22 protein-coding genes are annotated in these 26,108 nt (G+C 33.8%); 11 read left to right on the forward strand and 11 right to left on the reverse strand.

Annotation, left to right across the window (positions count from 1 at the left end):
• The first annotated feature begins 31 nt into the window (after positions 1-31).
• The 4 genes from IPN31_01285 (at position 32) to IPN31_01300 (ending at position 3,691) form a co-directional block, all read left to right on the forward strand.
• Positions 32-949 carry an alpha/beta fold hydrolase gene (locus IPN31_01285; GenBank protein ID MBK8680548.1) on the forward strand — a complete coding sequence of 306 codons (918 nt, stop codon included), beginning with the start codon at positions 32-34 and terminating at the stop codon, positions 947-949.
• A 62-nt stretch (positions 950-1,011) separates the two neighbouring features.
• The gene (locus tag IPN31_01290; GenBank protein MBK8680549.1) at positions 1,012-1,674 is read left to right on the forward strand and encodes a response regulator transcription factor; all 663 of its coding nucleotides are present in this window, start codon (positions 1,012-1,014) and stop codon (positions 1,672-1,674) included.
• A 61-nt stretch (positions 1,675-1,735) separates the two neighbouring features.
• Entirely contained in the window at positions 1,736-2,983 is a 1,248-nt protein-coding gene (locus tag IPN31_01295; GenBank protein MBK8680550.1) for a HAMP domain-containing histidine kinase, read from the forward strand.
• Positions 2,984-2,986: 3 nt separating this feature from the next.
• Positions 2,987-3,691: a response regulator transcription factor gene (locus IPN31_01300; protein MBK8680551.1), complete on the forward strand. Its 705-nt coding sequence runs from the start codon at positions 2,987-2,989 to the stop codon at positions 3,689-3,691.
• Positions 3,692-3,693: 2 nt separating this feature from the next.
• On the opposite strand, the gene IPN31_01305 is transcribed toward IPN31_01300, so the two are convergent.
• Genes IPN31_01305 through IPN31_01315 form a run of 3 tightly spaced genes read right to left on the reverse strand, consistent with a single transcriptional unit; the run spans position 3,694 to position 6,699 of the window.
• Positions 3,694-4,383 (reverse strand): TrkA family potassium uptake protein, encoded by a 690-nt coding sequence (locus IPN31_01305; protein MBK8680552.1) that lies wholly within the window; start codon positions 4,381-4,383, stop codon positions 3,694-3,696.
• A 10-nt stretch (positions 4,384-4,393) separates the two neighbouring features.
• Positions 4,394-6,193, reverse strand: a complete 1,800-nt coding sequence (locus IPN31_01310; protein ID MBK8680553.1) for an ATPase — start codon at positions 6,191-6,193, stop codon at positions 4,394-4,396.
• A gap of 53 nt (positions 6,194-6,246) precedes the next feature.
• Positions 6,247-6,699 (reverse strand): type I restriction enzyme HsdR N-terminal domain-containing protein, encoded by a 453-nt coding sequence (locus tag IPN31_01315; GenBank protein ID MBK8680554.1) that lies wholly within the window; start codon positions 6,697-6,699, stop codon positions 6,247-6,249.
• Positions 6,700-6,742: 43 nt separating this feature from the next.
• Here IPN31_01315 and holA point away from each other — a divergent pair, with 43 nt between their 5' ends.
• The gene (holA, locus tag IPN31_01320; protein MBK8680555.1) at positions 6,743-7,786 is read left to right on the forward strand and encodes a DNA polymerase III subunit delta; all 1,044 of its coding nucleotides are present in this window, start codon (positions 6,743-6,745) and stop codon (positions 7,784-7,786) included.
• Here holA and IPN31_01325 read toward each other — a convergent pair.
• Positions 7,741-8,679, reverse strand: coding sequence for a bifunctional riboflavin kinase/FAD synthetase (locus IPN31_01325; protein MBK8680556.1), 939 nt, complete (start codon positions 8,677-8,679; stop codon positions 7,741-7,743). The genes holA and IPN31_01325 overlap by 46 nt on opposite strands.
• A gap of 59 nt (positions 8,680-8,738) precedes the next feature.
• Here IPN31_01325 and IPN31_01330 point away from each other — a divergent pair, with 59 nt between their 5' ends.
• Positions 8,739-10,190, forward strand: coding sequence for a hypothetical protein (locus tag IPN31_01330; protein ID MBK8680557.1), 1,452 nt, complete (start codon positions 8,739-8,741; stop codon positions 10,188-10,190).
• Here the strand turns inward: IPN31_01330 and truB are convergent.
• The 4 genes from truB to IPN31_01350 are packed head-to-tail and all read right to left on the reverse strand — an operon-like array spanning position 10,187 to position 12,905.
• Positions 10,187-10,882 (reverse strand): tRNA pseudouridine(55) synthase TruB, encoded by a 696-nt coding sequence (gene truB, locus IPN31_01335; protein ID MBK8680558.1) that lies wholly within the window; start codon positions 10,880-10,882, stop codon positions 10,187-10,189. The genes IPN31_01330 and truB overlap by 4 nt on opposite strands.
• Positions 10,882-11,694 (reverse strand): undecaprenyl-diphosphate phosphatase, encoded by an 813-nt coding sequence (locus IPN31_01340; protein MBK8680559.1) that lies wholly within the window; start codon positions 11,692-11,694, stop codon positions 10,882-10,884. The genes truB and IPN31_01340 overlap by 1 nt, the downstream gene beginning before the upstream one ends.
• A 12-nt stretch (positions 11,695-11,706) precedes the next feature.
• Positions 11,707-11,970, reverse strand: coding sequence for a DUF3098 domain-containing protein (locus IPN31_01345; protein MBK8680560.1), 264 nt, complete (start codon positions 11,968-11,970; stop codon positions 11,707-11,709).
• Positions 11,971-11,978: 8 nt separating this feature from the next.
• Positions 11,979-12,905 (reverse strand): hypothetical protein, encoded by a 927-nt coding sequence (locus IPN31_01350; protein MBK8680561.1) that lies wholly within the window; start codon positions 12,903-12,905, stop codon positions 11,979-11,981.
• A 68-nt stretch (positions 12,906-12,973) separates the two neighbouring features.
• On the opposite strand from IPN31_01350, the gene IPN31_01355 reads away from it, so the two are divergent.
• Both IPN31_01355 and IPN31_01360 read left to right on the forward strand, forming a co-directional pair.
• Positions 12,974-15,739: a leucine--tRNA ligase gene (locus tag IPN31_01355; protein MBK8680562.1), complete on the forward strand. Its 2,766-nt coding sequence runs from the start codon at positions 12,974-12,976 to the stop codon at positions 15,737-15,739.
• Positions 15,740-15,804: 65 nt separating this feature from the next.
• A complete protein-coding gene (locus IPN31_01360; GenBank protein MBK8680563.1) occupies positions 15,805-16,623 on the forward strand; it encodes a hydroxymethylglutaryl-CoA lyase in 819 nt (272 codons plus the stop codon).
• Between the two features lie 382 nt (positions 16,624-17,005).
• Here IPN31_01360 and IPN31_01365 read toward each other — a convergent pair whose 3' ends face one another.
• Positions 17,006-18,559: a peptidase C1 gene (locus tag IPN31_01365; GenBank protein MBK8680564.1), complete on the reverse strand. Its 1,554-nt coding sequence runs from the start codon at positions 18,557-18,559 to the stop codon at positions 17,006-17,008.
• A gap of 177 nt (positions 18,560-18,736) precedes the next feature.
• Here IPN31_01365 and IPN31_01370 point away from each other — a divergent pair, with 177 nt between their 5' ends.
• Positions 18,737-19,702, forward strand: a complete 966-nt coding sequence (locus IPN31_01370; protein MBK8680565.1) for a polyphosphate kinase 2 family protein — start codon at positions 18,737-18,739, stop codon at positions 19,700-19,702.
• A 50-nt stretch (positions 19,703-19,752) separates the two neighbouring features.
• On the forward strand, positions 19,753-20,379 hold the full coding sequence (gene rsmG / locus IPN31_01375) for a 16S rRNA (guanine(527)-N(7))-methyltransferase RsmG (GenBank protein ID MBK8680566.1): 627 nt from the start codon (positions 19,753-19,755) through the stop codon (positions 20,377-20,379).
• 89 nt (positions 20,380-20,468) lie between these two features.
• Here rsmG and IPN31_01380 read toward each other — a convergent pair whose 3' ends face one another.
• Both IPN31_01380 and IPN31_01385 read right to left on the reverse strand, forming a co-directional pair.
• A complete protein-coding gene (locus IPN31_01380) occupies positions 20,469-21,062 on the reverse strand; it encodes a low affinity iron permease family protein (GenBank protein MBK8680567.1) in 594 nt (197 codons plus the stop codon).
• Positions 21,063-21,234: 172 nt separating this feature from the next.
• Positions 21,235-23,112, reverse strand: coding sequence for a tetratricopeptide repeat protein (locus IPN31_01385; GenBank protein ID MBK8680568.1), 1,878 nt, complete (start codon positions 23,110-23,112; stop codon positions 21,235-21,237).
• 480 nt (positions 23,113-23,592) lie between these two features.
• On the opposite strand from IPN31_01385, the gene IPN31_01390 reads away from it, so the two are divergent.
• Positions 23,593-25,995, forward strand: a complete 2,403-nt coding sequence (locus IPN31_01390) for a cbb3-type cytochrome c oxidase subunit I (protein MBK8680569.1) — start codon at positions 23,593-23,595, stop codon at positions 25,993-25,995.
• The last annotated feature ends 113 nt before the right edge of the window (positions 25,996-26,108 follow it).

Consider the following 26,108-nt stretch of genomic DNA (forward strand, 5'->3'; position numbering starts at 1 on the left):
TAATCGTTAATCTTATTTTTAATTTCACAAGGTGAAAAAATATGTGATATGCATTGCCTTCGTGCTTACTATACTTCCTATTGCAGCACAACAAATTACGGAACATTGGATTGACGTGGATAAAGGTCGCTTATATTGTCAAACAATAGGGAAGGGCGAACCACTTTTATTCATTCATGGCGGACCGGGTTTAAATCAATCTTATTTAATTCCTGCATTTGAAACGCTGGCGAAAAAGTATATGTTGATTTTTTATGATCAACGTTCATCCGGAAAATCGGCGCTATCTGTAAAAGCTACAATGAATTTCGAAACCTTTGCAGATGATATTGATTCCATCAGGAAATATTTTGTATTGGAAAAAATAAATATCATTTCACATTCCTGGGGAAGCCTGATCGCTATTAATTATGCTGCCGTTTACCCTAAAAATATCAACACTTTAATTTTATTAAATCCGGTTCCGGCAAATACCAGTTTCACTAATCAGATGAATACACTCTCCATTCAGCGCACTTCCTCCTTTGATAGTCTGGAACGAGCTCGCATTATACAAACAGAAGATTTTAAAAGTGGAAAATCAAATGCTATTCTTCAATTAATGAAACTCTCTTTTAAATTAAATTTTTGTGATACTTCATCTCTCGGGAAATTGAAACTTGAGTTGCCGGAAAATTATGCGGCTGCTGCTTTGAGTTATGAAGGATGGATGAAGGATATGAAAAATTATGATGTATCTCCTCAATTAAAAAGGATTCAATGTCCGGTTTTTATTTTATATGGCGCTTGTGATATTATTCCGGTAGAAGCGGCTGTGCAAATTCAAAATCTTATATCAAACAGTGATATAAAGATTTATGCAGATGCAGGGCATTTTTGTTTTATTGAACAAAACCGACGCAGTATTAAAGATATTCAGCGCTTTTTACAATCTGTTTCTAAACGGTGAACATGTTAATTAGGTTTTCTAAGCGCTCATGGCTATTTTTGTCTTTAGAATAAATCTAAATAGTGGCTATTACCAAAATACTTATTGCTGATTCTCAGTATCTGACTCGTGAAGGATTGAAATGCATTTTCAAACAAGAGGCACAGTTTAAGGTAATTGGTGAAACCAACGATAAGCACGAAACTTTCTATCTGCTGAAACAATTGAAACCCGACATCCTGATTTTAGATTACAATAACCTTATAGGTTTTGGTACCGAAGATATTGCATTGCTGGGTGCTATAAATAGTAAAGTGCATGTATTGATTATTGCCGATACTACCGATCATTTTGTAGTGAAACAAGTGATGGAGCAAGGCGTGGATGGCTTTCTTACAAATACTTGTGAGCGTGAAGAAATAATGGATACCATGCTTGCTTTAATCCGTGGTAAAAAAATGTATTGCCATAAAGTATTGGAAATTGTGATCGAAGATAAAAATGCAGTTGCCGATTGTAATGCTTCCATTTTATCGGATAGGGAATTAGAAATTATTCAATTAATTGCAGCAGGTTTTACTACTCAGCAGATTGCGGAATCGCTTTTCAGAAGCTATCATACGATAGCTACACACCGAAAAAATATTATGAAAAAATTACAGCTTAAAACCACTCGTGAATTAATGCTGTTTGCCATACAAAATGGTTGGGTAAATACTAATGCAACCCCTGCAATCAATATTTAGCCTTATAGGTAAATTTGTATTTATCCTTTAATTCGTAAGTTGTGCCATGAATATGTTAATGATGCGTTGGGTTATTCTGTTGGCATCCATTGCCATTGCAGGAATTATTATATCCCAAGCCTTCTGGATTCGAAAAGGGTTATTGATTAACCAATCTAATTTTGATAATGCAGTGAGCAGAATCTTAACTGAAATTTCCAATGATCTTGAAATACAATCTATAGGAGAAGTGAAAACAGAAGATCCGGTATTGCGCATTTCTCCAAGATCTTATTTGCTCAATATCAAAATTCCAATAGATGTAAATTATCTTGCTGATCGTCTTCAAACTGAGTTTGCAAATCCATTTCACAATGTGGATTTCTCATATGAAGTTTATGAATCCAGCAATAAGTTATTGGTATTTAGTGATACAATTTTTATTAAGGATCAGCAGCTAAGAAAATTTAAATATCTACCCAATTTAAATAAGTCCAGATATTATGTGATGGTTAATTTTCCGGATCGTCCCATTATTCCATCGGTTATGCTCACCATTTGGATTACCGCTATAATTATTCTCACATCTGTAATTATTTTCTTTGCATACACACTGCATGTTATTTTCAAACAACGAAGGCAAAGTGAATTTCAGAAAAGCTTTATAAATAATCTGGCGCATGAGTTTAAAACTCCTATCTCCACCATTAGTATTTCTGCACATGTATTGCAAGAGGACGATATTCTGGATGAACCAAAGCGATTAAAAAATTATGCAATGGTTATTTCTAATGAAGTAAACCGATTGAAAACTCAGGTGAATAAAATTCTAGAAATTGCTAGTATTGAAAGCAATGAAATGGCTTTAAGTCATGAAGAGTTTGACTTGAATGTACTGTTGGATGAAATAATAATGGCCTTTGAAGTAAATGTGCAAAAACGCAATGGTACGGTTACCCGAAATTTTTTATCCAAGTCTTGTATCATATATGCGGATAAGGTACATTTTACGAATGTTATTAATACCTTGTTAGATAATGCTTTGAAATATTGCGATAGAATACCTGCGATAGAAATAGAAACAAATTGTTTTGAAACGAAAGCATATATCAAAATAAAAGATAATGGTATTGGTATTGCAAAAGAAAATTTAAAACGAGTTTTCGATAAATTTTATCGGGTTCCAACTGGTGACATACATAATGTAAAAGGCTTTGGTTTGGGACTTAATTATGTGAAGATGGTAGCGAATGCACATAGCTGGAATATAAATGTGGGTAGCGAAGTGAAGAAAGGAAGTATATTTACCTTAACGTTTCCAAAAAATTAATATATGAGTAATCATAAAAAAGTAAAAGTGTTATATGTGGAAGATGATGAGAGTCTGAGTTTTGTAACTATGGATAATCTGGAGAGAAAAGGATATGATGTTACATTGTGCGCCGATGGATTATCTGCAGTGCAGGAGTTTCAACAAAAGAAATTTGATATATGCATTCTGGATGTGATGCTGCCTAAAATTGATGGCTTTGCGCTTGCCCAAAAAATACGTGATAAAGACAGTCATATTCCGATAATTTTCCTCACAGCTAAATCTATGATGGAAGATAAAATGTATGGATTTAAATTGGGTGCAGATGATTATATAACCAAGCCTTTTAGCATGGAGGAATTGTTGTATAAAATTGAAATATTTATTAAACGCAGTAAAGTGTTTACCGAGAATACTGAGTTAAAAACTATTCTGAATATCCGCAATTTTGAATTTAATTTTAAAGAGTTGAAATTAAAATATCAAGATACTGTATATGATCTTACATTGCGTGAAGCTGAATTGCTCCGCATGTTTTGTCTGAATAAAAATCAAGTAATAAAACGGGATGATATTTTAAAGCAAGTATGGGGTGAAGATGATTATTATATAGGCCGAAGTCTGGATGTATTTATTTCACGACTGCGCAAATATTTTCAAGATGATCCCGGAGTTACTATTGATAATATCCGTTCCGTTGGATTTAAATTATCTGTGAAAGATTAATTTCAACTCAGATCATTTACCAAGCGGCGAATATTTTTAATGTGTCCATAAATTACAATGATATCGTCTGTCAAAATAATTGTGGAGTTATCTACTAATCCAATAGAATTCTTCACTGTTTTTTCAAATCCAAAAATGCTTTCTTTACTTTCAGGTCTCAATAATGTTATTACCTGCAAATCATAATTTTCGAAAATTTTACTGTCGCCAATACTTATTTCATTAAATTTTAAAGTAGCTTTTACTTCTACGACATAATAATTATTACTTATTTCAAATGACTCTATAATCTGTACGAGATCTAATTTCTTGCTGAGTTGCTCGGCAGCATCTTGTTCAGGATGTACTACTTCATCTACACCAATAGCTGTTATCACTGTTTCATGTAAGGGAGAAATTACCCGACAAATTATGCGTTTTATTTTTAATTGTTTTAAAAGTGCCGTAGTTTGAATAGAAGCACCTACATCTTCTCCAATACAAACTACAACAGCGCTTGCATCTTTTAAGGGCAGCGTCTTTAAAGCAGTAATATCTGTTGAATCTATTTTTACCACATGTGTAATTTTATCTTTCAATGCTTCTACACGAATCATATTGGTATCAATACCAATTACATCATGACCTGCTGACGTTAAACTTTGTGCTAACCATGCACCAAAATTTCCAAGTCCGATAATTATAAATTTCATAGTAAGTTTTTTAGCTGATAAGAATAGATTCCTTTGGATAAGCGTAATTCAAAGTTTTTACTTTTCGGAATAAAGCAACAATAAGTGTAAGCGTACCAATGCGCCCAACAAACATAGTTAGTACTAACACTAATTTTGCAGCATCGGATAAAAAAGGGGTGATTCCCAATGTTAATCCTACCGTACTGAATGCAGAGATACATTCAAATATTACTGACATCAACTCAAATTCCGGATGCATCAGTGTAATTAGAAACACGGAAATGCCTATAAATAATAATGCAAGCGCCAATACAGATAATGCTCTTCTAATCGAGCCCACACTAATTTCTCGTTTGTATAATTCCACACGATCTTTTCCTCTTGCAATGCTGAGTGTATTGATAACTGCAACAGCAAATGTGGTGGTTTTTATCCCACCGGCAGTGGAGCCTGGCGAACCGCCAATAAGCATCAGTAAATAATAAATCAAAATAGTTGAAGGCATTAGGATGGTCATATCTACTGTATTAAATCCGGCAGTACGGGGAGTAATGGATGCAAATAAGGCGGTGATTAATTTTCCGGATAAACTTCTATCTGCAAGTGTATTTTCCCATTCTAAAATTAAATTCATTATAAAACCAAATACGATCAGACTAAAGGTTGTAATGAATACTATCTTAGAATTGATATTGATAAGCCGGGGCTGATGTAAAAACTTTTTTTTATAAAATACAGAGCGAAATTTTTGAATCAGATAATATTTTACATATCTCAGATAGTTGAAGATAATATTAAATCCTAATCCACCTAACACTATTAAGGTCATTAAAATAATTTGCAAAGAATAATTAAATCTGTAATTCACGTCGTACATTCCATCTGTTAATAAACTGAAACCCGCATTGCAAAAAGCAGAGATAGAATGGAAAATTGCAAATCTCACCTGCTCTGTATGGCTGCTGAATAAGTCGGGTTCCAAAGTAAAAAATATTAAAACTGCAGCTATAAATTCTAATGAAAGTGTAAGTACAATTATTCGCACTACGGTTTTAAAAATATTGCTGAGTTGAGCTTCATTATTCATACTGCCCAGTAGTAACTGATCTTGATAAGAAATTGAAGTGCGCAAATACATACCGAAAAAACTGGTGAATGTGAGAATACCCAGCCCACCTATCTGAATTAAAATCGCAAGAATATTTTGTCCCATCGGAGTAAAGCGATGAGCCGTATCCACCACGATTAATCCGGTAACACATACTGCACTTGTAGAGGTAAATAGCGCATCTGTAATCGTCATACTTGTGTATGTTGCTTTAGGTAGCATCAGTAAACCGGCTCCTATAAGAATTACAATTGCAAAACTGAAAATAAATATTGCTGCAGGATTTTTATTGAGACGACTTATATTTAATGACCCAATGGAAACCTCAGTAAAAAATAAAAACAGTATAAGAAATCCATTGACATAAAATTGAAAAGTTGAATTCAAAAATGTATATCCCGGAAAAAGTACCGGTAACACAAATTCATAAATCCAGATACAACTAAATGTGAGAAACAGATAATACTGGGAGCGCAAGTATTCAAATCTTTTTGCACGCAATTTTTTATAATCAATACGTAACAAAATGAAAAAATAAACTACAAATACAAATTTGCTATAGTAGGTTTTTATCTCTGTGCTGAAAGTTTCTGATTGTGTAAATCCCAGATCATAAATTAATAACAAGGTGGCGGCAACACTTAAAAATGGAATTAGAATATGAGCGATTTCTTTGAGAACCGATAACACTTTTTCTACTATGTTTGTTGTTGGTATCAACTATGTTGCGAATGCGGGGCTAAGTTAGAAGAATTGCGAATAACCCCTAGTCTTTATAATAATAATTTCTTCGTGTCAGGCAGTGTATCCAGCATTTTAAAAGTATTACTACTATGAATAATTTCTGTGCATATTGTATCATTGCCATTGCTGATAACCAAATAAGGAACTTTCAAAACCAGATTATAACGTCCTGCCTGATCCAATACATTCTGAGATAATTTTATGGCAGGTGCTTTACATTCAACAAGCATAACTGGTGTTGCGTGTTTATTAAATAAAACAATGTCCGTTCGTTTTGTTAACCCGTTGAGGGTTATTTTCTTTTCGATGCTTATTAATGCTGCCGGGAATCCGTGTGTTTCGATAAAGTACCAAACCAAATGTTGACGCACCCATTCTTCAGGAGTAAGCACAACAAATTTTTTTCGAATACGATCGAAAATCAGCTCTTTATCACCGCTGCGTTTTATGTTGAATTGATATTCGGAAAAAAGAAGTTGCACAAGCGGCTAATTTAAACTAAAATTAGGGTCAGAAGTAATGATTATGCAACAAGACGATTTATTAAATAATATTAAAAATAAAAAGCTGTCCGCAATTTATCTGTTGCACGGCGATGAATCTTATCATATTGATACTATTACCGATGCATTGGAAAATACGTTGTTGACTGAAGATGAAAAATCATTTAATCTCACCATATTTTATGGCAAGGATGCGCAGATTAGAGATATAACGGATACCTGCCGTCGATTCCCGATGTTCAGCAATTTACAAGTGGTGATTTTAAAAGAAGCACAACATTTAAAAGGTATTGAAGAATTGGAACCTTATGCTGCGAAACCGGTACCGACTACTATCTTTATTATTTGTTATAAAGGCGGCAAATTAGATGCACGAAAGAAATTATTTAAATCCATTCAACATAATGGAACTATCTTTTTAAGTGAATCGCCAAAAGAAGATCAGATTCCAAAATTTATTAAGAATTATCTTCAAGAAAAAAATCGCACTATTGATGCAAAAGCTGCAGATATACTCACCGAATATCTGGGTAACAATCTTTCTAAAATAAGTAATGAACTAGATAAGCTATGCATAAATTCAAAACCGGAAAAGGCGATTACGATTAGTGATATTGAACATAATATCGGCATCAGCAAAGAGTATAATGTGTATGAGTTGCAGAGTGCTTTATTGCAGAAGGACCTGTCTAAAGCCTATCATATTATTTTTTACATGAACAAGAATTTGAAAAATAATCCATTTGTATTAACGCTTTCAAATCTGCACAATGCATTTATAAAACTCTATCAATATATGCGGACACCAAATATCAAAGAGGGAGATTTATATCGCACCTATGGAATTCACTTTTCGCAATTACGGGATTATAAAAGAGCAAAAGATATTTATACTTTAGAACAGGTGGAGCATGTATTTGAATTGCTGATGGAGTACGATCTGCGTTCCAAAGGATTACAAAATAACTCTACGGAAGCGGCCGAGTTAGGGGTTGAATTGATTTTCAGAATTTTACATTTTCAAAATGAATTGTCAAACAATATTTCGCAGAATTCTTTATCTTGAGCCATTGCCTGTTGTAAGGTTTCCCGATTAATAAATTTTTCTTCTTTGCGAATAAATTCTATAAATTCTACAGTTAACGTATCACCATAAATATCTTCTTGTAATTGAAAAATATGTACTTCTATTCTTGTATCTGTTCCATCAAAAGTGGGTCGTGTACCGATACTCATCATACCATAAAATAGATTTGAGTTTTGACGAATAGAAACCTTAACTGCATAAATACCATTTGCAGGAATTAATTTTTCTGTATCCTGAATTTGCAAATTTGCTGTGGGATAACCCAACTCTCTTCCTATTTGATCGCCTCGAACTACTATACCTGACATCATATAATTATATCCCAATAATTCATTTGCCAAATGCAGATTTCCTTCCTTCAGATAATTGCGAATTTTTGTAGAGCTGATCGTAATATCAGAAATTTCCTGCTTGCCAACTTCATGCACTGTGATATTATCTAATTTGGCAATCGCTTTTAATAAATGAATATCACCTCGTCTGTCTTTTCCAAAACGATGATCATATCCAAACACAATTATTTTAGGTTGAAATTTCCCAATCAAAAAATCTTTGATGTAATCTTCAGCTTCCATTTCTGAAAACTCTCTGCTAAATGGCACCACCACCACATTATCCACTCCCATATCTTTTAGCAATGCAAGTTTTTCTTCTATTGTATTTAAATGTAAAAGTGCTTGTTGTGGATTAATAATATTTCTTGGATGCGGATGAAAAGTGATGATTACACTTTCTCCGTCATTTTCTTTTGCGGATTGCACAATATTGCGAATAATCACTTTATGACCATTATGTACGCCATCGAAAGTCCCGATAGTAATAACGGCATTTGAAAATTGTGGTAACTGATCCAGGTTTCTGAAAACACGCATTGCGGCAAAAATAACAGTTACAGTTTTGAATGTATTATACAAGTATTTATTTTCACCCAATGAATCATAATTGGAAACAACAAACCATGTTTTGGTTACCCGGCGTTTTGTTGTTTGTATATGTTTTAATTCGTGCCATTGTAATTCCTGTAACACATGATGAATCGAATACGATATTGACTTATGCTGCATATCCGGTGGCAGACATTATGTTATATACTGATCCTATCCCTAATAATCATATTTTAAATACCTTGCTTATTAAATTATTGGTGGCGGTTTTTGGTTTACATTCTCTTGTGGTCAGATTGCCTAATGTGTTGGGTTTTTTATTGTATTATATTTTTCTGATTCGCATTATCCGGAAAATCCAGTTGCCTCCGCTAATAGGTTTTGCTTGCATTATTCTCATGACTTGTAATCCATATTTTCTTGATTTCTTTTCGTTGGCAAGAGGATATGCATTGGCATGTGCGTTTGGTATGATGGCCGTATTTTATGCTTACTGTTTTATAACGGAAAAGCAGCAAAGTTTTTTAATTAAAAGTGTAATCTGGTCAGCAGTTGCAGTTTATACCAGCTTTACTTTTTTAAATTTTTACGTAGCACTTCTTTTCTTATTTATATTGGTATTAATTGTAAATCAAAAAGAAAAAGCGACCTCTAAATACTCAGATTTAAAAAAGCCTTTTATTTATATGGGATTAATTTCTCTTCTATTAGGTGTATTGATTATTATTCCAATAATGCGTATGTTAGAAACTGAGCAATTTGTTTTTTGGGGGAGTAAAAATTTTTATGATGATACATTACTTACTCTTGCCAAAGGGTCTTTTTACGGTAAACTATTTCTCGGTATTAACTATCATGTCTGGTGTAATATTTTTATTGTAATATTTAGTATTGTTGTTACACTTGGCGCTTATTCATTATTCAGACGAAAGTTGAAGGGCTTAAATGACTCCTTTATTTTTTTTCTATTATTGGCACTCGGTACTGTTTGTGTAAATATTTGTCAATTTTATTTAGCCGATACGCCTTATCTTACTTCCCGCACTGCATTATTGTTTATTCCAATTCTAACCTTACCGTTTATTTTTCTTGCAAATGCAGTACAATCAAAAGTGTGGTTTTGGAAATTGCCTTTTTTAATTGGAGCAAGTTTGCTGTTGGGTATTTTATTTAAAAATATGAATATTGAATTCACTTATGAGTGGTGGTTCGACAGAGATACGTTTCATGTGTTGAATTTGTTGGAACAATACCATACATCCACAGGAAATAATGTTTCGCTCAATACAAATTGGTTGTATTATCCATCATTTAATTTTCATGTTCAGGAGCGGAATTTGGAATGGTTAGATCTTACACAATTTCATTTTGATACTGATTCTTTATCCACTACTGATTTTTATTATATCATAGATAATGAAGCAAATAAATTAAATTCAAACTACAGATTGTATAGTGCCTATGGTGACTATTCCAGACGATTATTAATACATCGCTAATCCACTTTTAACGATTGCAAAAACGACTCTAAGGATAATGCATCAACTAAAAAATAATCACCAATACGAGTTCTGCATAAATTGGATAAATATGCTCCAGAGTTTAAAGCTTTACCAAAATCATTTGCCAAGGTGCGGATATAAGTGCCTTTGCTACAGTTCACTTTAAAATGAACCAATGGCATTTCAATTCCGGTAATTTCAAAAGAACTGATTTCAATTGGTCTTGCTGCAACTTCCACTTCAATTCCTTTTCTTGCATGTACGTATAAAGGTTTGCCTTGCACTTTCACTGCGGAATGCGCAGGAGGAAATTGCATTATAATACCTACAAATTGTTTTGCAGTTTCATGAATTAATTCTGATGTAATATGTGCTGTAAGATAATTGCTGTTCACTTCAGTTTCTGCATCAAAAGAAGCTGTTGTTCCTCCTAAAAAAAAGCTTCCGGAATATTCTTTATCCTGAGTAATTATAGAATCTAATTGCTTAGTAAATTTCCCTGTTGCAAGAATTAATAATCCGGTTGCCAACGGATCTAAAGTACCTGCATGTCCAACCTTTAATTTTTTTACTTTGCAATAACGTGATAAATGATAACGCACTTTATTCACCACATCATGCGATGTCCATTTGATTGGTTTATCAATTAATAAAAAAGTACCCTCTAAAAATTGAGAAGCGGGAAACATTAAATCACTTGCAGGTTTACATCTAATGCAAGAAGTATTATAATTATTGTTCCTATTATAATGCGATACCAACCAAATATTTTGAAGCCATGTTTGGTAAGATAGCCAACAAAACTGCGCATTGCCAACATTGCAATAATAAATGCTACTATATTGCCAACAATAAATGCAAGCATATTTTCTGATGAATTAAAAAGCAGTGTATATGCTTTTTCTCCGGCATCATTGTCTTTTAAGAATAAGGTATAAACTGTTGCAGCAAACATGGTAGGCACAGCAAGAAAGAATGAAAATTCTGCTGCTGTTTTGCGATTTAATTTTCTGGTTAGTCCGCCAAAAATTGTTGCTCCGGAACGGCTCACTCCGGGCAATAATGCAAGACATTGATATAAGCCAATGATGAATGCGTTTTTATAATCAATCGTATCTTCAGTTAGGGTCTCTTCAGGAAACCATTTATCAATAAATAATAAAACAACTCCTCCTAATAAAAGAGATACAGCAACCACCCAAACATTTTCTAATAATGCATCTATATAATCGCCAAATAAAAATCCCATAACCATAGCGGGAATAAATGCAACAAAAAGAATTGTATAAAATTTAAAGGATTGAAGAAATTTTTTAAAATATAAAACAACTACGGATAAAATTGCGCCAAGTTGAATGGCAACAGTAAATGTTTTTGTAAAATCATCTTCGGCAATTCCCAAAAGGGAAGATGCGATAATCATGTGTCCTGTACTGGATACCGGTAGAAATTCTGTAATGCCTTCAACGATTGCAAGGATTACTGCATGAATAATATTCATCAGATGTAGAGATTATTTTTTCTGCTTATAAAAGATGGCAAATATCTCGATAGCAAAACCAAGTAACACAACGATAGGAGCAATTGTAATCCGACGTGTACTGTATAATTCATCGCCGTTAAATACATTCGGATCTGTATATTTTCCGCCACTCATTAATATGAAGCCGATAACGATAACAACTACACCTAATAAAATAAGGTAGTAATTCATTTTGCCTAATACCATACCTTCTTCTTGTGATACGTTTTTAATCGGTTGATTTTTTATTTCCATGATAAAATTTAATAGAGATCGTCTAACCTCATTTTAATATATTTATGAACTGCTGCTCTGGTGCTTACCCATGTAATTAATATTCCCAGAGCCAACAAAATTAAAGCTAATATTCCTATTCCCGTAGTTAAACGTTGATCTGTAAAATCCCAGTAATGAAACTTTTGCTGAACAAAAAATAATATGCCGCCAATTATTGCAATTGCCACCAGCGCACTTGCAATACCATTTAATATACTGCGCTTCACATAAGGTCCTGTAACGAATTTTCTTGTTGCTCCCACCAGCTGCATACTGCGAATTAAAAAGCGATTGGAATACATACTCAAGCGGATTGTTTTATCAACGATTGCGATGGAAATAATTAAAAACAATACACATAATCCCAAAGCAACATAACCTATTATTTTAAAACTTGCATCTAAAGACCCCACTAAGTTTTCATCCGTCTTGGTAAATTTTATTCCGGGATAAGTGGCCAATCGTGCCTGATAAGCCGCAATGCTGTCGGTAGTTACCATTTCTGCTTTCAGATAAATTTCTATGGATGCAGGCAATGGATTATAATCCCCTAAAAGCTCACTGATGTCCTCACCAAATTTATTTTTTACTATTTCTGCTGCCTGCTCTTTCGAAATATATTCAGTTGTATTTACATACGATTCCGCTTCTATTTTCTTTTGTAGAATTTCTAAATCTGCGGGTTTCATTTCATCAATTAAAAATGCAGAAATACGTATGCGTTCTTTAATACGATTTTGCTCGTGTTCAAAGGATAAAAACAATATTCCCATTAAGCCAAGCAGAAACAGCGACAGGCCTGTTACTAAAATAGCGTTCAGATAATGTGTTGCTTTTCTTTTGAGTGAAGATTTTCCAGTTTGCGACATCGCTGCAAAGATATTAAGAAATGTATGGCAGGTATATGGTTTCATCCACAGTGCAATGTGTGCTAACTTTAAGCGCCTCGAAAATGAATCAAACTCGGCATAATCAGTAAGAAATGGAATACGTATTTAGCCATATAGAATCGAAATGGAAACAGCAATGGGCAGCGGATGCATTGTATAAAGTGAGTGAAGATTATTCTAAACCGAAATATTATGTGCTGGATATGTTTCCTTATCCAAGTGGTGCCGGATTGCATGTGGGCCATCCTTTGGGCTATGTGGCTACTGATATTTTTTCCAGATATAAACGCTTGAATGGTTTTAATGTACTGCATACAATGGGCTTCGATGCTTTTGGTTTACCGGCTGAACAATATGCGATTGAAACAGGAACGCATCCTGCAATTACCACCAAAAAAAATATAGAATATTATCGTGAACAACTGAATAAAATAGGTTTCTGTTATGACTGGAGTCGTGAAGTGATTACTGCTGATCCTGCATTTTATAAATGGACACAATGGATATTTATTCAATTATTTAAATCATGGTATAATCCATTTTTAAATAAAGCGGAAGAGATTGAAACATTGATTGCGATTTTTGAAAATGAGGGAAGTAAACAACTTGTTGAGAAGGGAATTTTTGATATTGTTTTTACTGCGGATGAATGGAAAAATAAAACAGAAAAAGAGCAACAAGAAATTTTGATGCAATTCAGATTAGCATATTTAGATCATGCAGATATTTGGTGGTGCGAAACATTGGGAACTGTGTTGGCAAATGATGAAGTGAAAGATGGTGTAAGTGAAAGAGGTGGTCATCCTGTAGAACGTATTCGAATGCGCCAATGGTTTTTGAGAATCACTGCGTATGCAGATAGATTGTTGGATGGATTAAATACTCTTGATTGGAGTGATAGCATGAAAGAAATGCAGCGCAACTGGATTGGTAGGAGTGAAGGTGCTTCTGTGAATTTTAATGTTTCGGATTCTAAATATTCTATTGAGGTGTTTACAACAAGACCGGATACTATTTATGGTGCAACTTTTATGGTGCTTGCTCCTGAACATGATTTGGTTGATGAAATAACTACGGATGAATTTAAATCTGAGGTAAATACTTATTTGGATTATGTGAAAACAAGAAGTGAACGTGATAGACAAGCAGAAGTGAAAAAAGTTACCGGACAATTTACAGGTGCGTTTGCAATTAATCCGTTTACCGAAAATAAAATTCCGATTTATATTGCTGAATATGTATTGGCGGGATATGGTACAGGCGCAATTATGGCGGTGCCTTCCAATGATGAAAGAGATTTTGCGTTTGCAGAAAAATTTTCTTTGCCGGTTGTGGAAGTAGTAGATCAATCTGCTTATCCAAATGCGGATAAGCAAGATAAAGTGGGTGTGATAATTAATTCAGAAATGTTGAATGGATTAGAAGTGAAAGAAGCTATTTCAACAATGATTTTTGCCATAGCAAAAAAGAATATTGGTAAAAGAAAAATTAATTATCGCTTGCGTGATGCAGGCTTTAGCAGACAACGATATTGGGGCGAACCTTTTCCGGTGATTTATAAAAATGAAATTCCTTATGTGTTAAATGAAAATGAATTGCCATTGGAATTACCAGAAGTAGTTTCCTATAAACCCGGCGGCAATGCTCAGTCTCCTTTGGCGGCATTAACCGATTGGGTTAATCCCGATAATACTTTCATTCGTGAAACAGATACGATGCCCGGATACGCAGGATCAAGTTGGTATTTTTTGCGCTATATGGATCCAAAAAATCCGGATCGTTTTGTGGGAGAAGCTGCGGAAAATTATTGGCAAAATGTAGATTTATATGTGGGTGGAACGGAGCATGCGGTTGGACATTTATTATACAGCCGCATGTGGCAGAAATTTTTATTCGATAGAAATTTAGTGAGTAAAGATGAACCGTTTAAAAAGTTAGTAAATCAGGGAATGATTCAGGGGAGATCGAGTTTGGTGTATAGAGTTGCAGGTACAAATACATTTATTTCTGCAGGAATAAAAGAAAATTATGAAACTTCTCCATTGCATGTAGATATTAAAATGGTGGATGATGATATTTTAAATATTGAAGCATTTAAACAATGGCGCAGTGATCTTACTGAAGCAGAATTTATTTTAGAAGATGGTATTTATAAATGCGGATGGGAAATTGATAAAATGAGCAAGCGTTATCACAACGTTGTAAATCCCGATGATGTAATTGCAGAATATGGTGCCGATTGTTTTCGTATGTATGAAATGTTTTTAGGACCGTTGGAAGCGAGCAAACCATGGGATACAAAAGGTATCAGCGGTGTTGCAGGATTTTTAAGAAAGTTATGGAGATTGTTTTATGATGATAATGGTCAATTAAAATTATCGGAAACTGAACCTGATAAAGATGCATTGAAGGCATTGCACAAATGCATTAAAAAAGTGGGTGATGATATTGAGCGATTGAGTTTTAATACAGCAGTTTCTGCTTGCATGATTGCAGTAAATAGTTTTCAGGATTTAAAATGCAGCAATAAAAATATTCTTAAAGATTTTTTGGTAATCGTTGCGCCATTCGCTCCTTTTATTACTGAAGAGTTATGGCATGCTTCGGGAGAAAAAGAAAGTATTCACATTGCAACATGGCCGAAATTTAATCCGGATTATTTAGTGGAAAATACTTTTGTGTATCCGGTTTCAATAAATGGAAAAGTGCGCACAACATTGGAATTACCTCTTACAATGCAAAAAGAAGAAATTGAACAAAGTGTGCTTGCTTTAGAAAGTATTTTGAAATGGACCGAAGGCAAAACACCAAAGAAAGTAATTGTGGTTCCTGGTAAAATTGTGAATGTGGTTATTTGATAAAATAATTAAAAGTGCAAACAGAAAAGAAAACAATAAAACTCATTGAATGTCCTCGTGATGCTATGCAGGGTTTGCATACTTTTATTCCAACAGAAATAAAAGCTGCATATATAAATTCGTTACTGCAGGCTGGTTTTGATACACTTGATTTCGGCAGTTTTGTGAGTCCGAAAGCAATTCCGCAAATGGCGGATACAGCAGAGGTGTTGAGTAAATTGCAATTGGAAAATACGAATACAAAACTATTGGCAATTGTAGGAAATAAACGAGGTGCAGAAGATGCTTCAGAATTTTCGGAAATTAATTATCTCGGTTATCCATTTTCCATTTCTGAAACTTTTCAAATGCGCAATCTCAATTCAACCATTGCAGATTCTGTAATTCGTTTGGATGAAATAATGGAAGTGGCAAGCAAGCATAATAAGCAAATGGTGGTGTATGTTTCTATGGGTTTTGGAAATCCGTATGGTGATGTTTGGAGTGCGGAAGTTGCAGAGCAATGGGTTGATGTTTTAGTGAAAAAAGGAGTAACAATTATTTCTCTTGCAGATACAATTGGCATTGCGACACCCGAATCTATTTCGTATTTATTTTCTCATCTAATTTCTAAATTTCCACAGATAGAATTTGGCGCACATTTGCATACAACACCTGAAAGTTGGTTGGAGAAAATTGATGCAGCATATAATAGTGGTTGTCTTCGATTTGATGGTGCTATAAAAGGATATGGCGGATGCCCTATGGCTGCCGATGATTTAACAGGTAATATGGCCACCGAAAATATTCTTCAATACTTTGAACATAAACATGCGCAAACAGGAATTAATAAATCTGCATTCAGAGAAAGTGTGCGCATGGCATTGAAAGTGTTTTCGGAGTAGGTAGTATTAACTTTGACTATTGACTTTGAAAAAACTCATCATTTATTGAACAGCTATTAGCTATTGGCCGTTAGCTTTTGGCGAATTACTTTGACTTTGTCTGTTGAAGATAAAAAAACTCATCATTGATCATACATTACTGATTTTTTTATTCACTACTCGCTACTCACAATTCACTTTTTTTACCGCAAAGGCCGCAAAGTGCACAAAGTTTTTTTGGGAATAGACAATGGATAGTGGGCAGTTGACAATGGATACTCATCACTGATTACTCATCACTCATTTTTTTACTCACTACTCATTCCGATATCCATCGGGACTTTCAGCTACTCAATATTCACTATTCACCATTCACTTTTTGCATTTATTCGTTTTAATTAAATTAGTTCTTATCTATTTCTATCACCATTAATACAGCACCATCGTCGCCACCATTAGTTTCAAAGCCGATTGTTTCTCCTTGCTTCCATTGAATACCATCTAATAATTGTCCGCCTAAAGCATCGGCAATTTTATTTTCATAATTGCCCTGCATACTATTTACTTTATCATTAAAAGATTTATAATCCAATGGTTGTTTTGTTACTACAATAGCTATAAAATCTGCATTGCCAATATCATCTGCCTGCATGCTATAATCTTTTGGAAATAATCGTGTTCCTGTAATTCCACAATAGGGAGAATGTTTTTCTGTGTAGGGGAATAATGTATAATTACTACCATCCGTTTCTTTGCCAAATACATAAGTATAACACTCCTGCGAATTCGTTACTTCAATTTTAAATTTATCGCCTTTTGCAATTGGTTTTATTGTTTTAAAAATATAAGGACCTGTTTTGCTTAATGCAATATGATCGTTCGTTTCTGTATTTACTAATCCAAATGCAACATTGAATTTATTAGATAATGGTTTGTTTGGATTTCCCATAGGATAAATGCCATACGCCTCTTTTGTAAACGTTGCAAAATCCTGATAGCGCACCCATGCAAGACCATTCTTCCCCCATTCACTTCCCCAACTATTCATCAATTGAAAAGCACCACCTTCTTTATAATCATCATAGCCAATTACTGTCATACAATGTCCGCCGAAGCCCCGCATATTATAGTCTGATGAAGTAGGAATCCAAACATCAGCGCCCATCATATCCTGCATAAAAGATCCACCTACCATCATTCCAATTACAACCGGTGCACCTTGTGCTAAATTTTGTTTTATAGCCAGCATATCCACCTGCTCATTTCCAATACCTTTTGTATCCCCTTGTGTAAGTCTGTTATAACCCGGCATTTTAAAAGCAGCGGCCGCTTGCATTTGTGCAGCACTCGGTTTTTTCGAACATTCATTTTCATTATATGGAAATTGTTGGAAAGGCAATAATCCTTCTCCTTTCATCACATCCATTGCTTCATTTAAATAAGCACCCTGACATCCATCTAAACTAATTTGATTATATAAAAAGGAAGGACTGAATGCAATATCATTTGGATTTTTTCCGGTGCGAATAGATTCCAAAATTGTGCGGGCAGAATAAGCACTTCCCCAACCAACGCAACTACCTTGTTGCCCTTGATTTAATCGCTGAGGTGCGAATTTTTCTAAACTTATTTTTTCGGGTAATGGATTATTTACATTGTCAGCAAGTGGTTCAAATATTTCTACATTATCATATTGTTCAGGATTAAAATCCAGACCGGTAAATAAGGAACTCATTATAGAACTGTCGCCGGAATTGCAACTCTTACTTCCTGCAAAATAATAAATAGCTATACCGGCAATGATTACAAATATCATTGACTTTGGATTTTTGCGGAACAGCGAAAACAGCAATGGAATTAATGCTGCTCCCATACCACCTCCACCGGTGCTGCGGGTATTTCTTGAAGTATTACTAGATCGCTTTTCATTAGGATCTTCCACCATTCTTATAGGCATAAGGCTTAATTTTTTTTGAAAATAAAAAGATTAATTCGTTTGACACTAAATTTCGACATGTTTTTTTTCAAGTACTGTAATCATAGATATTTTGTTTTCCTTATTTAGACTTGTATTGAATAGATAAATTGCCTGTTAGTATATTTAAATACATTTGTTGTAATAAAATAAATAGCAATGGGAAAAAAAGATAATGCAAAAGAAAGATATGAAGACCTTTCTGAATTTAGTGAAAATGAATTGACAAAAATCGCTGAACAGTTTTCAAAAAAATTCAGAGTAACCGATGGTTCAAATTTTCAGCTTAAAAATTTTGATCCAACAGAAGATGGAGGTATAAAAAAAGATGATAAGTCATCCGCAAAAAAAATATTGCAATTAGGTGTGGACTTGTTGGCAGATATGCAGGAGAAATTATACGCACAAGATAAGTGGAGTGTACTTGTAATTTTTCAGGCAATGGATGCCGCCGGAAAAGATGGTGCAATAAAACATGTGATGTCGGGAATAAATCCGCAAGGGTGTCATGTAACATCATTTAAAGCACCCTCTTCAGAAGAATTGGATCATGATTTTTTATGGCGATGTATTAAAAATTTACCAGAACGTGGACGCATTGGAATTTTTAATCGCTCCTATTATGAAGAAGTCTTGGTGGTGCGTGTGCATGAAAATATTTTAGAAAATCAAAAACTTGCTGCTAAATTAAAAACTGAAAATATTTGGGATGAACGTTTGCGTGATATTCGAAATTATGAAAATTATCTAGCTGCAAATGGCACTTTAATTTGTAAGATATTTTTAAACGTTTCTAAAGAAGAACAGAAAGAAAGATTTATTGAAAGAATAGATACACCGTCGAAGAATTGGAAGTTTTCTGAAGGCGATGTGAAGGAGCGTCAGTTTTGGGATAAATATATGCATGCCTATGAAGAAGCAATAAAAGCTACTGCTACAGATAAGGCACCCTGGTATGTAATTCCCGCTGATGATAAAGCATTTGCACGAATCGCAGTGGCTTCAGCTATAATCCATACTATGAATTCTGTTGAGTTGCGTTTTCCGAAATTGCCTGCTGATAAAATTGCTGCTTTGCAAACTATTAAGAAACAATTGTTGGAAGAAAATAAAAATTACTGTTAATTGCAGTTTAAAATAATGACTTATCTATAAGTTTTATTTAATATTGGTGAGTGGAACACATTTTAAAATATTTTCCCAATCTCTCTGCGTTGCAAAAATCACAGTTTACACAACTCGGAAATCAGACTCGCTTTTGGAATGAAAAATTAAATCTTATATCACGTCAAGATGCGGATAATATTTATGCGCATCATGTGTTGCATTCGTTGGCAATCGCAAAAATGGTTGAATTCCAACCAGGAACTCGCATCTTAGATTTAGGAACTGGGGGTGGATTTCCCGGTTTACCACTTGCAATTCTTTTTCCTGAAGTAAATTTTTATTTGATTGATTCTATTGATAAAAAAGTACGAGCTGTGGAAGCTATTCAAAAAGCATTGGGATTGCGCAATGTGGTTACTCAACAAATGCGGGCAGAAGAAGTAGGAGAGACTTTTGATTTTGTAGTAACCCGTGCGGTGGCTGATTTGATGATACTTTATGAATGGACAATAAATCTGATAAGCAGAGGAAATTCATTTAATGATGTACCTAATGGATTAATCGCTTTAAAAGGTGGTTATCTCGATTTGGAATTGGCTGCTTTTAAAGATTTGGTTTATAAATTTCCAATACCAGAATACTTTTCTGAACCTTGGTTTTTGGATAAATGTATTCTGTTTATTCCAATGGATTAATATTTGTTCAATCCTGAATTATATAAATAAAAAAAAATTTTTTAATTCTATTCAGAAAGAAATAATATACTTTATTCAAGCTTTAAAATCTACTTTTTTGTCCTTCTCGATTTTCTGTTTGTGGTTTTGGTATTGGTTGAATTTTTAGATGCCACAGTTTTGTTCCCGGATTTGTTTTCACCTGATTTACTTTTCTCCTTTTTTGCTGATTCCTTTTCATTATCCTCCTCCTCCTTTCTATTTATTTTTTTAATTCTTGCATCATCTGCTTCTTCCACAGAATGCGATTTAAATATATTGTTATCCTTCTTACTAATCTTCACCAATTCACTATAAAATTTGGATAGTGCTTTCATTTCATCTTCCGTCAAATCTTCCACATCAATAAGTCGGTTACTTGCATCATGACTGGAAGCAATTAATTCATTTAATTTCAATTGCGTTGCCAACGATTCTTTGTTTTGACTCCGTTGTATTAAAAAAACCATTAAAAAAGTTACGATAGTAGTGCCTGTATTAATTACTAATTGCCAAGTATCTGAATAGCTGAAAAAAGGACCAGATACCAGCCAAATTATAATGGATGATCCGGCTATTAAAAAAGCAGCGGAACTGCCTGTGCTTTTTGTAACAGCGGAAGAGAGTTTTTCATAGGGACTTTCTCTATTAAATTTAAAGCTCATATTGTTTGATTTTAATTTTTTTATTGATTAATAAGCAAGTATAAAAAATTGAATGCAAAATAAACTACTGAAATAATTGTATGCAAAATTTTAGGAATAACAACCCAATATCTATTTTGTTTTTAGTTATTCTTAATCGTAGAATGTATGAAATGTCGAGATTGAAACTGTATTATACCGTTTTCAATTGATCGGAATTTATAGGCTCTGTATATTTTAAATTCACAAAAAACATTTGTAAATCTCCCTTTCCTTTTGCATTAATAATTCCCCGTGATTCAAAAATAAAATCAGGATTATCTTTAATCAGATTATAAGTAGATTGAGAAATATTTACTTTGCCCACTTCGCCATTGCTTTCCATTCTTGATGCTGTGTTTACTGTATCACCCCAAATATCATATTGAAATTTTTTAGTACCTACAATTCCTGCAACCACCGAGCCGGTATGGATACCACAACGCATTTCAAATTTAGAAAATACAGTTTCGGATAATTCACTTTCTCTATGGGTGATGTATGCTTGTATTTCTATAGCTGCCGTTACTGCAATTTCCGCAGAGTTTTCAACAGGAGTAGGTAATCCAACTGCGGCCATATAGCTATCACCAATAGTTTTTATTTTTTCAATATTATATTTTTCTATGATTGCATCGAATGCCGAAAAGCAGGTGTGCATTTCCTTTACAATTTGCGTAGGTGTAAGTTTTTCGGAGAGAATGGTGAAATCTTTAAAATCTGTAAATAGCACACTTACTTGTTCGAATTGTTTTGCTTCAGCAGTTCCAGTCTGTTTTAATTCTTCAGCAGTTTTCTCTGGTAGAATATTCAGCAGCAAAGTATCACTACGCTTTTTTTCTTTCGATATTCGCATGCGTTGTTTTAATAGGAGCAATGCAAGCACAAACACAATTAATAATCCGCCACCTAATGTATTGCTAAATTGTTTTTGTCGTTTTAATTCCTGTTGAGCAATAGCCGCTTTTATTTTCTGTTCGGTTTTTTCGTTTTCCATTTCCTGTTGCAAATCATACTTGCCTTTCATCTCTGTAATGCGTTGCAGAATATTATTACTTGAAATAGAATCCTTCAGATTATTTAAATCTCTGAGATAATAAAATGCTTTAATATAATTTCCTGTTGATTCATATGCTTTATACAAACTCTCCTCTGCTTCAATAAGATAAATTCCAAAAGATCCTTTACCCTTGCATAATTCCACTGCAAGTGAACCATACTTTATAGATTGATTGTATTCATTTATATTTAAATAAGCTGTGGAAATAAATGCATACGCCGGCACCAATGCCGTGTTGTCTTTTAATTGTGGATTTGCATTTATTATTTCAGAAAGTATTTCAATTGCTTTTGAATAATTTCCTTTATTGGTAAACATTTTTCCATAAAAGGAATTAATCTGCATAATGCGTTCAGGGTTATCTCCACCATAATTATTTATTGCCAGATTAAACATTTCAGAAGCATTATCAAATTCGCCTAATTCAGAATAGGAGAGTGCGAGCAGATATTGGGCAGTACCATTTATATTTTGATCTGCATTTTTATTATTAATTATTTCGAGAAAATAGCGGGATGCATCGTTATAATTTTGTATTTCAAAACTCAAAATACCTAATTGCAAATTAGCTCTTGCTATACCTTCATTATCTCGTAACTCAGTATAAATTTGCAGGCTTTTCAAAATGTTCTTTGTTGGGCGATCACGAGGGCCGAAGTTGGTCAACTCTATTTTCCCGAGCAGTAGTAATATATCCGCTTGCTTTGAATAATACGGAATTTTTTCTGCTAAAGTCAACGCCTTATTCGCATATACCAAAGCGGAATCTTTTATCAGCATTGCCTGATATTTTTTTGCAATAAGAAATAATAATTCAGTGTGTATTGAATCTTCGGTGGATATGCTTAATGTAGTTTTTAAAGAATCAATTGTAGATAATTCTTTTGCTTCATTATCAGCAAATAATTGATTGGTATAAATACCGAATGCTATTACAATTAATAATTGAAGTAAGTGGGTTTTGAAGAGCATTTGCTAAGTTAAAATCTATTTTACGGAATGTTAGAATTTATAATTCACTAACTAAATGTATTCATTTGAATTTAGAATTTCTCTAAATTGTAGTGTTGAAGTGTTATACATTTTATATTCGTAATCGTGTTTTACGCAAGCTTTGTCAAGGTGAAAATTGGAATCAATATTTATTGATAAACTGATTTAATAAATTGAACTATCACCTATTATCAGTGTATTTGAGCTGTTTGTTATCTTAATTGTATTAGCTAATTACAATTCAAATTTCCAGTGAGTGAGGTGAAAAATATTGCATTAATTTTTCTGTGCTTTAGCTTTTGAAAGTTGTAAAAGTTTTTTAAATGGAGTTTATCGATTATAAAAGAAGATAGTTTTGTCTATTAATAAAAGATAAAATAGTCTTAAATAAATTAACAGACCCTCAATCCCAACTTAAAACTTCAGAACACTATGCAAAATGAAAAACAAAATGGTTCTATGCGCTCAAAAAGCATGAACTATATTATGAACACAAAGAACTGGTTAAAGCCGCTGATTTTTATACTAATAATCAGTCTTGCCGGGGTGGGTATGATAGGAATTCAAACCTATGTAGATGCACCACCAGAAGCTACATTTAAAGATCAACAAGGAAATGTAGTTTTTACCAAAGCAAATATTCAGGGAGGACAAGAAGTTTTTCATCAGAAGGCACTCATGGAATATGGAAGTTTTTTTGGTGATGGTGCACAGAGAGGACCTGACTTCACTGCAGAAGCATTACACTTGATGACTTTGTACATGATGGATTATTATGTAATTGAGCAAACAAAAAAGACCGGAACTGAACCGGATGCTACAGGTAAAATGCTGATTAATGAGCAAGTTAAATTAGAGCTGAAGCAAAATAATTATAATAAGGAAGAAAATTTTGTAGAGCTATCTCCAGCCGAGGTGTATGCATACAATGGTATAGTAAAATATTACACAGATTTTTTTATTGATGATAATGATGGAGTGGGTTTCCCTCCAAAGGATTTTATAAAAAGCAAAGAATCTACTGCTAATCTTGCCACCTTTTATTATTGGGGAGCATGGGTATGTGTTACTTCACGTCCCGGCGAAACTTTCAGCTATACACATAACTGGCCCTTTGATCCGATGGCAGGTAATACACCAACATCACCGGTAATTCTTTGGAGCGTTTTAGGAATGCTTGCATTTGTATTAATGTGTGGAATTGTATTGTATTTTATCGGTCAGTATAATCAACTGCCGAATAAATTTTTCAAACCACCAACACGAGATTTATTTACAATAGATAGGGTAGCTAAGTTTACACCAACAGCTACTCAAAAAGCTACGTATAAATTTTTTGCAGTTGCCGTTTTATTATTCTTCCTTCAGGTATGTGGTGGGCTGGTAACTATAAATGATTTTATTCATTGGTTAGACGCATTCGGAATTCATATCACTGATGATGTTCCTGTAAATATCTCCCGTTCATGGCATATCATGTTATCCTTATTTTGGATATCTACTTGTTGGATTGCTTCTTCAATATTTATATTACCCATACTTGCAAAAAAGGAAGTTCCCGGACAGTTACGATTAATTAATACAATCTTTTGGTTATTGGTTGTTCTGGTTGGTGGATCATTGATAGGTATGACTTTAGGACCATTAGGTGTTATGGGGAAATTGTGGTATTTATTAGGTCATCAAGGATGGGAATTTGTTGACTTCGGAAAAGCATATCAAGGTTTGCTTATGGTAATTTTCGCTCTTTGGGGAGTAGTAGTTTATCGTGGACTTAAGCCTGCATTTGTGAAGGGTGAAAGATGGTCTTTACCAAAATGGATTATGTATTCCGTTGTAGGTATTCCTGTTTTATTTTTATCAGGATTTGTTGCAAAGCCAGAAACTAATTTCGTGATTGCAGATTTCTGGAGATGGATGGTAATTCACATGTGGGTAGAAGCATTCTTTGAAGTATTTATTACTGTAATCGTGAGTTACTTAATGGTATTGATGGGATTGGTAAGTCGAAATGCTGCAGTGCGTGTTGTGTATTTTGCAACGATACTATTTTTAGGAACGGGGTTATTAGGTATTTCACATAATTTTTATTGGAATGCAAAACCTGTAGCGACAATGGCATTGGGTAGTGTGTTTTCAACATTGCAATTTGTGCCTCTGATTTTATTAACTGTAGAAGCTTACAGATTTAAAAATATGCCTCGACTTGCTGTAGGTGATGTTGCACATAATCAATTAGGAAACTTTGGTTTCCCTGAAGTATTTAAATTTTTAATTGCAGTGAATTTTTGGAATTTCTTTGGTGCAGGTGTACTGGGAATAATTATCAATTTACCAATAATGAATTATTTTGAACACGGTACTTATCTCACTATTAATCATGCGCATGCTGCGTTAATGGGTGTGTATGGAAATATCTCCATTGCAGCTTTATTGTTTGCTTCCAGGCTAACTGTTAAACACAATAAGTGGAATGCTAAGATTGTGAACTTCTCTTTCTGGTCAATAAATATTGGATTGATGTTAATGGTTGTTCTCGATTTATTCCCAGCAGGTGCAATACAATTTAAAGCGGTGGTTGAACAAGGATTATGGTTTGGAAGATCTTCTGAATTTGTTGATTTCGGTACATTCAAAGCATTGACTTATATGCGTGGTATCGGTGCGACAGTGTTTTTTGCTGGAGGTGTTGTTCCGCTTACTTACTTCATTGTTTCCAGATGGAATTCTTTGAAAGATAGAACTACCAATATTTTGGAAATGGATGCAGCTATTACTTACGAAATTAATCATGGAATAACTAATGAAGAAGAGCAAGAAATTGAAAAAGAAATTGAAGAATCTGAATTGGTTAATGGATAAATAATCAATTTTTATTTGGATTAGGTGAAATGAAGTATATACAGTATTTCCGGAAAGACACGGTTAGTGTGTCAGAAGGAGATACTGTTTTTTTTGGTTGATAATTGACTTCT

It is taken from the genome of Bacteroidota bacterium (assembly GCA_016715425.1).
GTDB lineage: Bacteria > Bacteroidota > Bacteroidia > Chitinophagales > BACL12 > JADKAC01.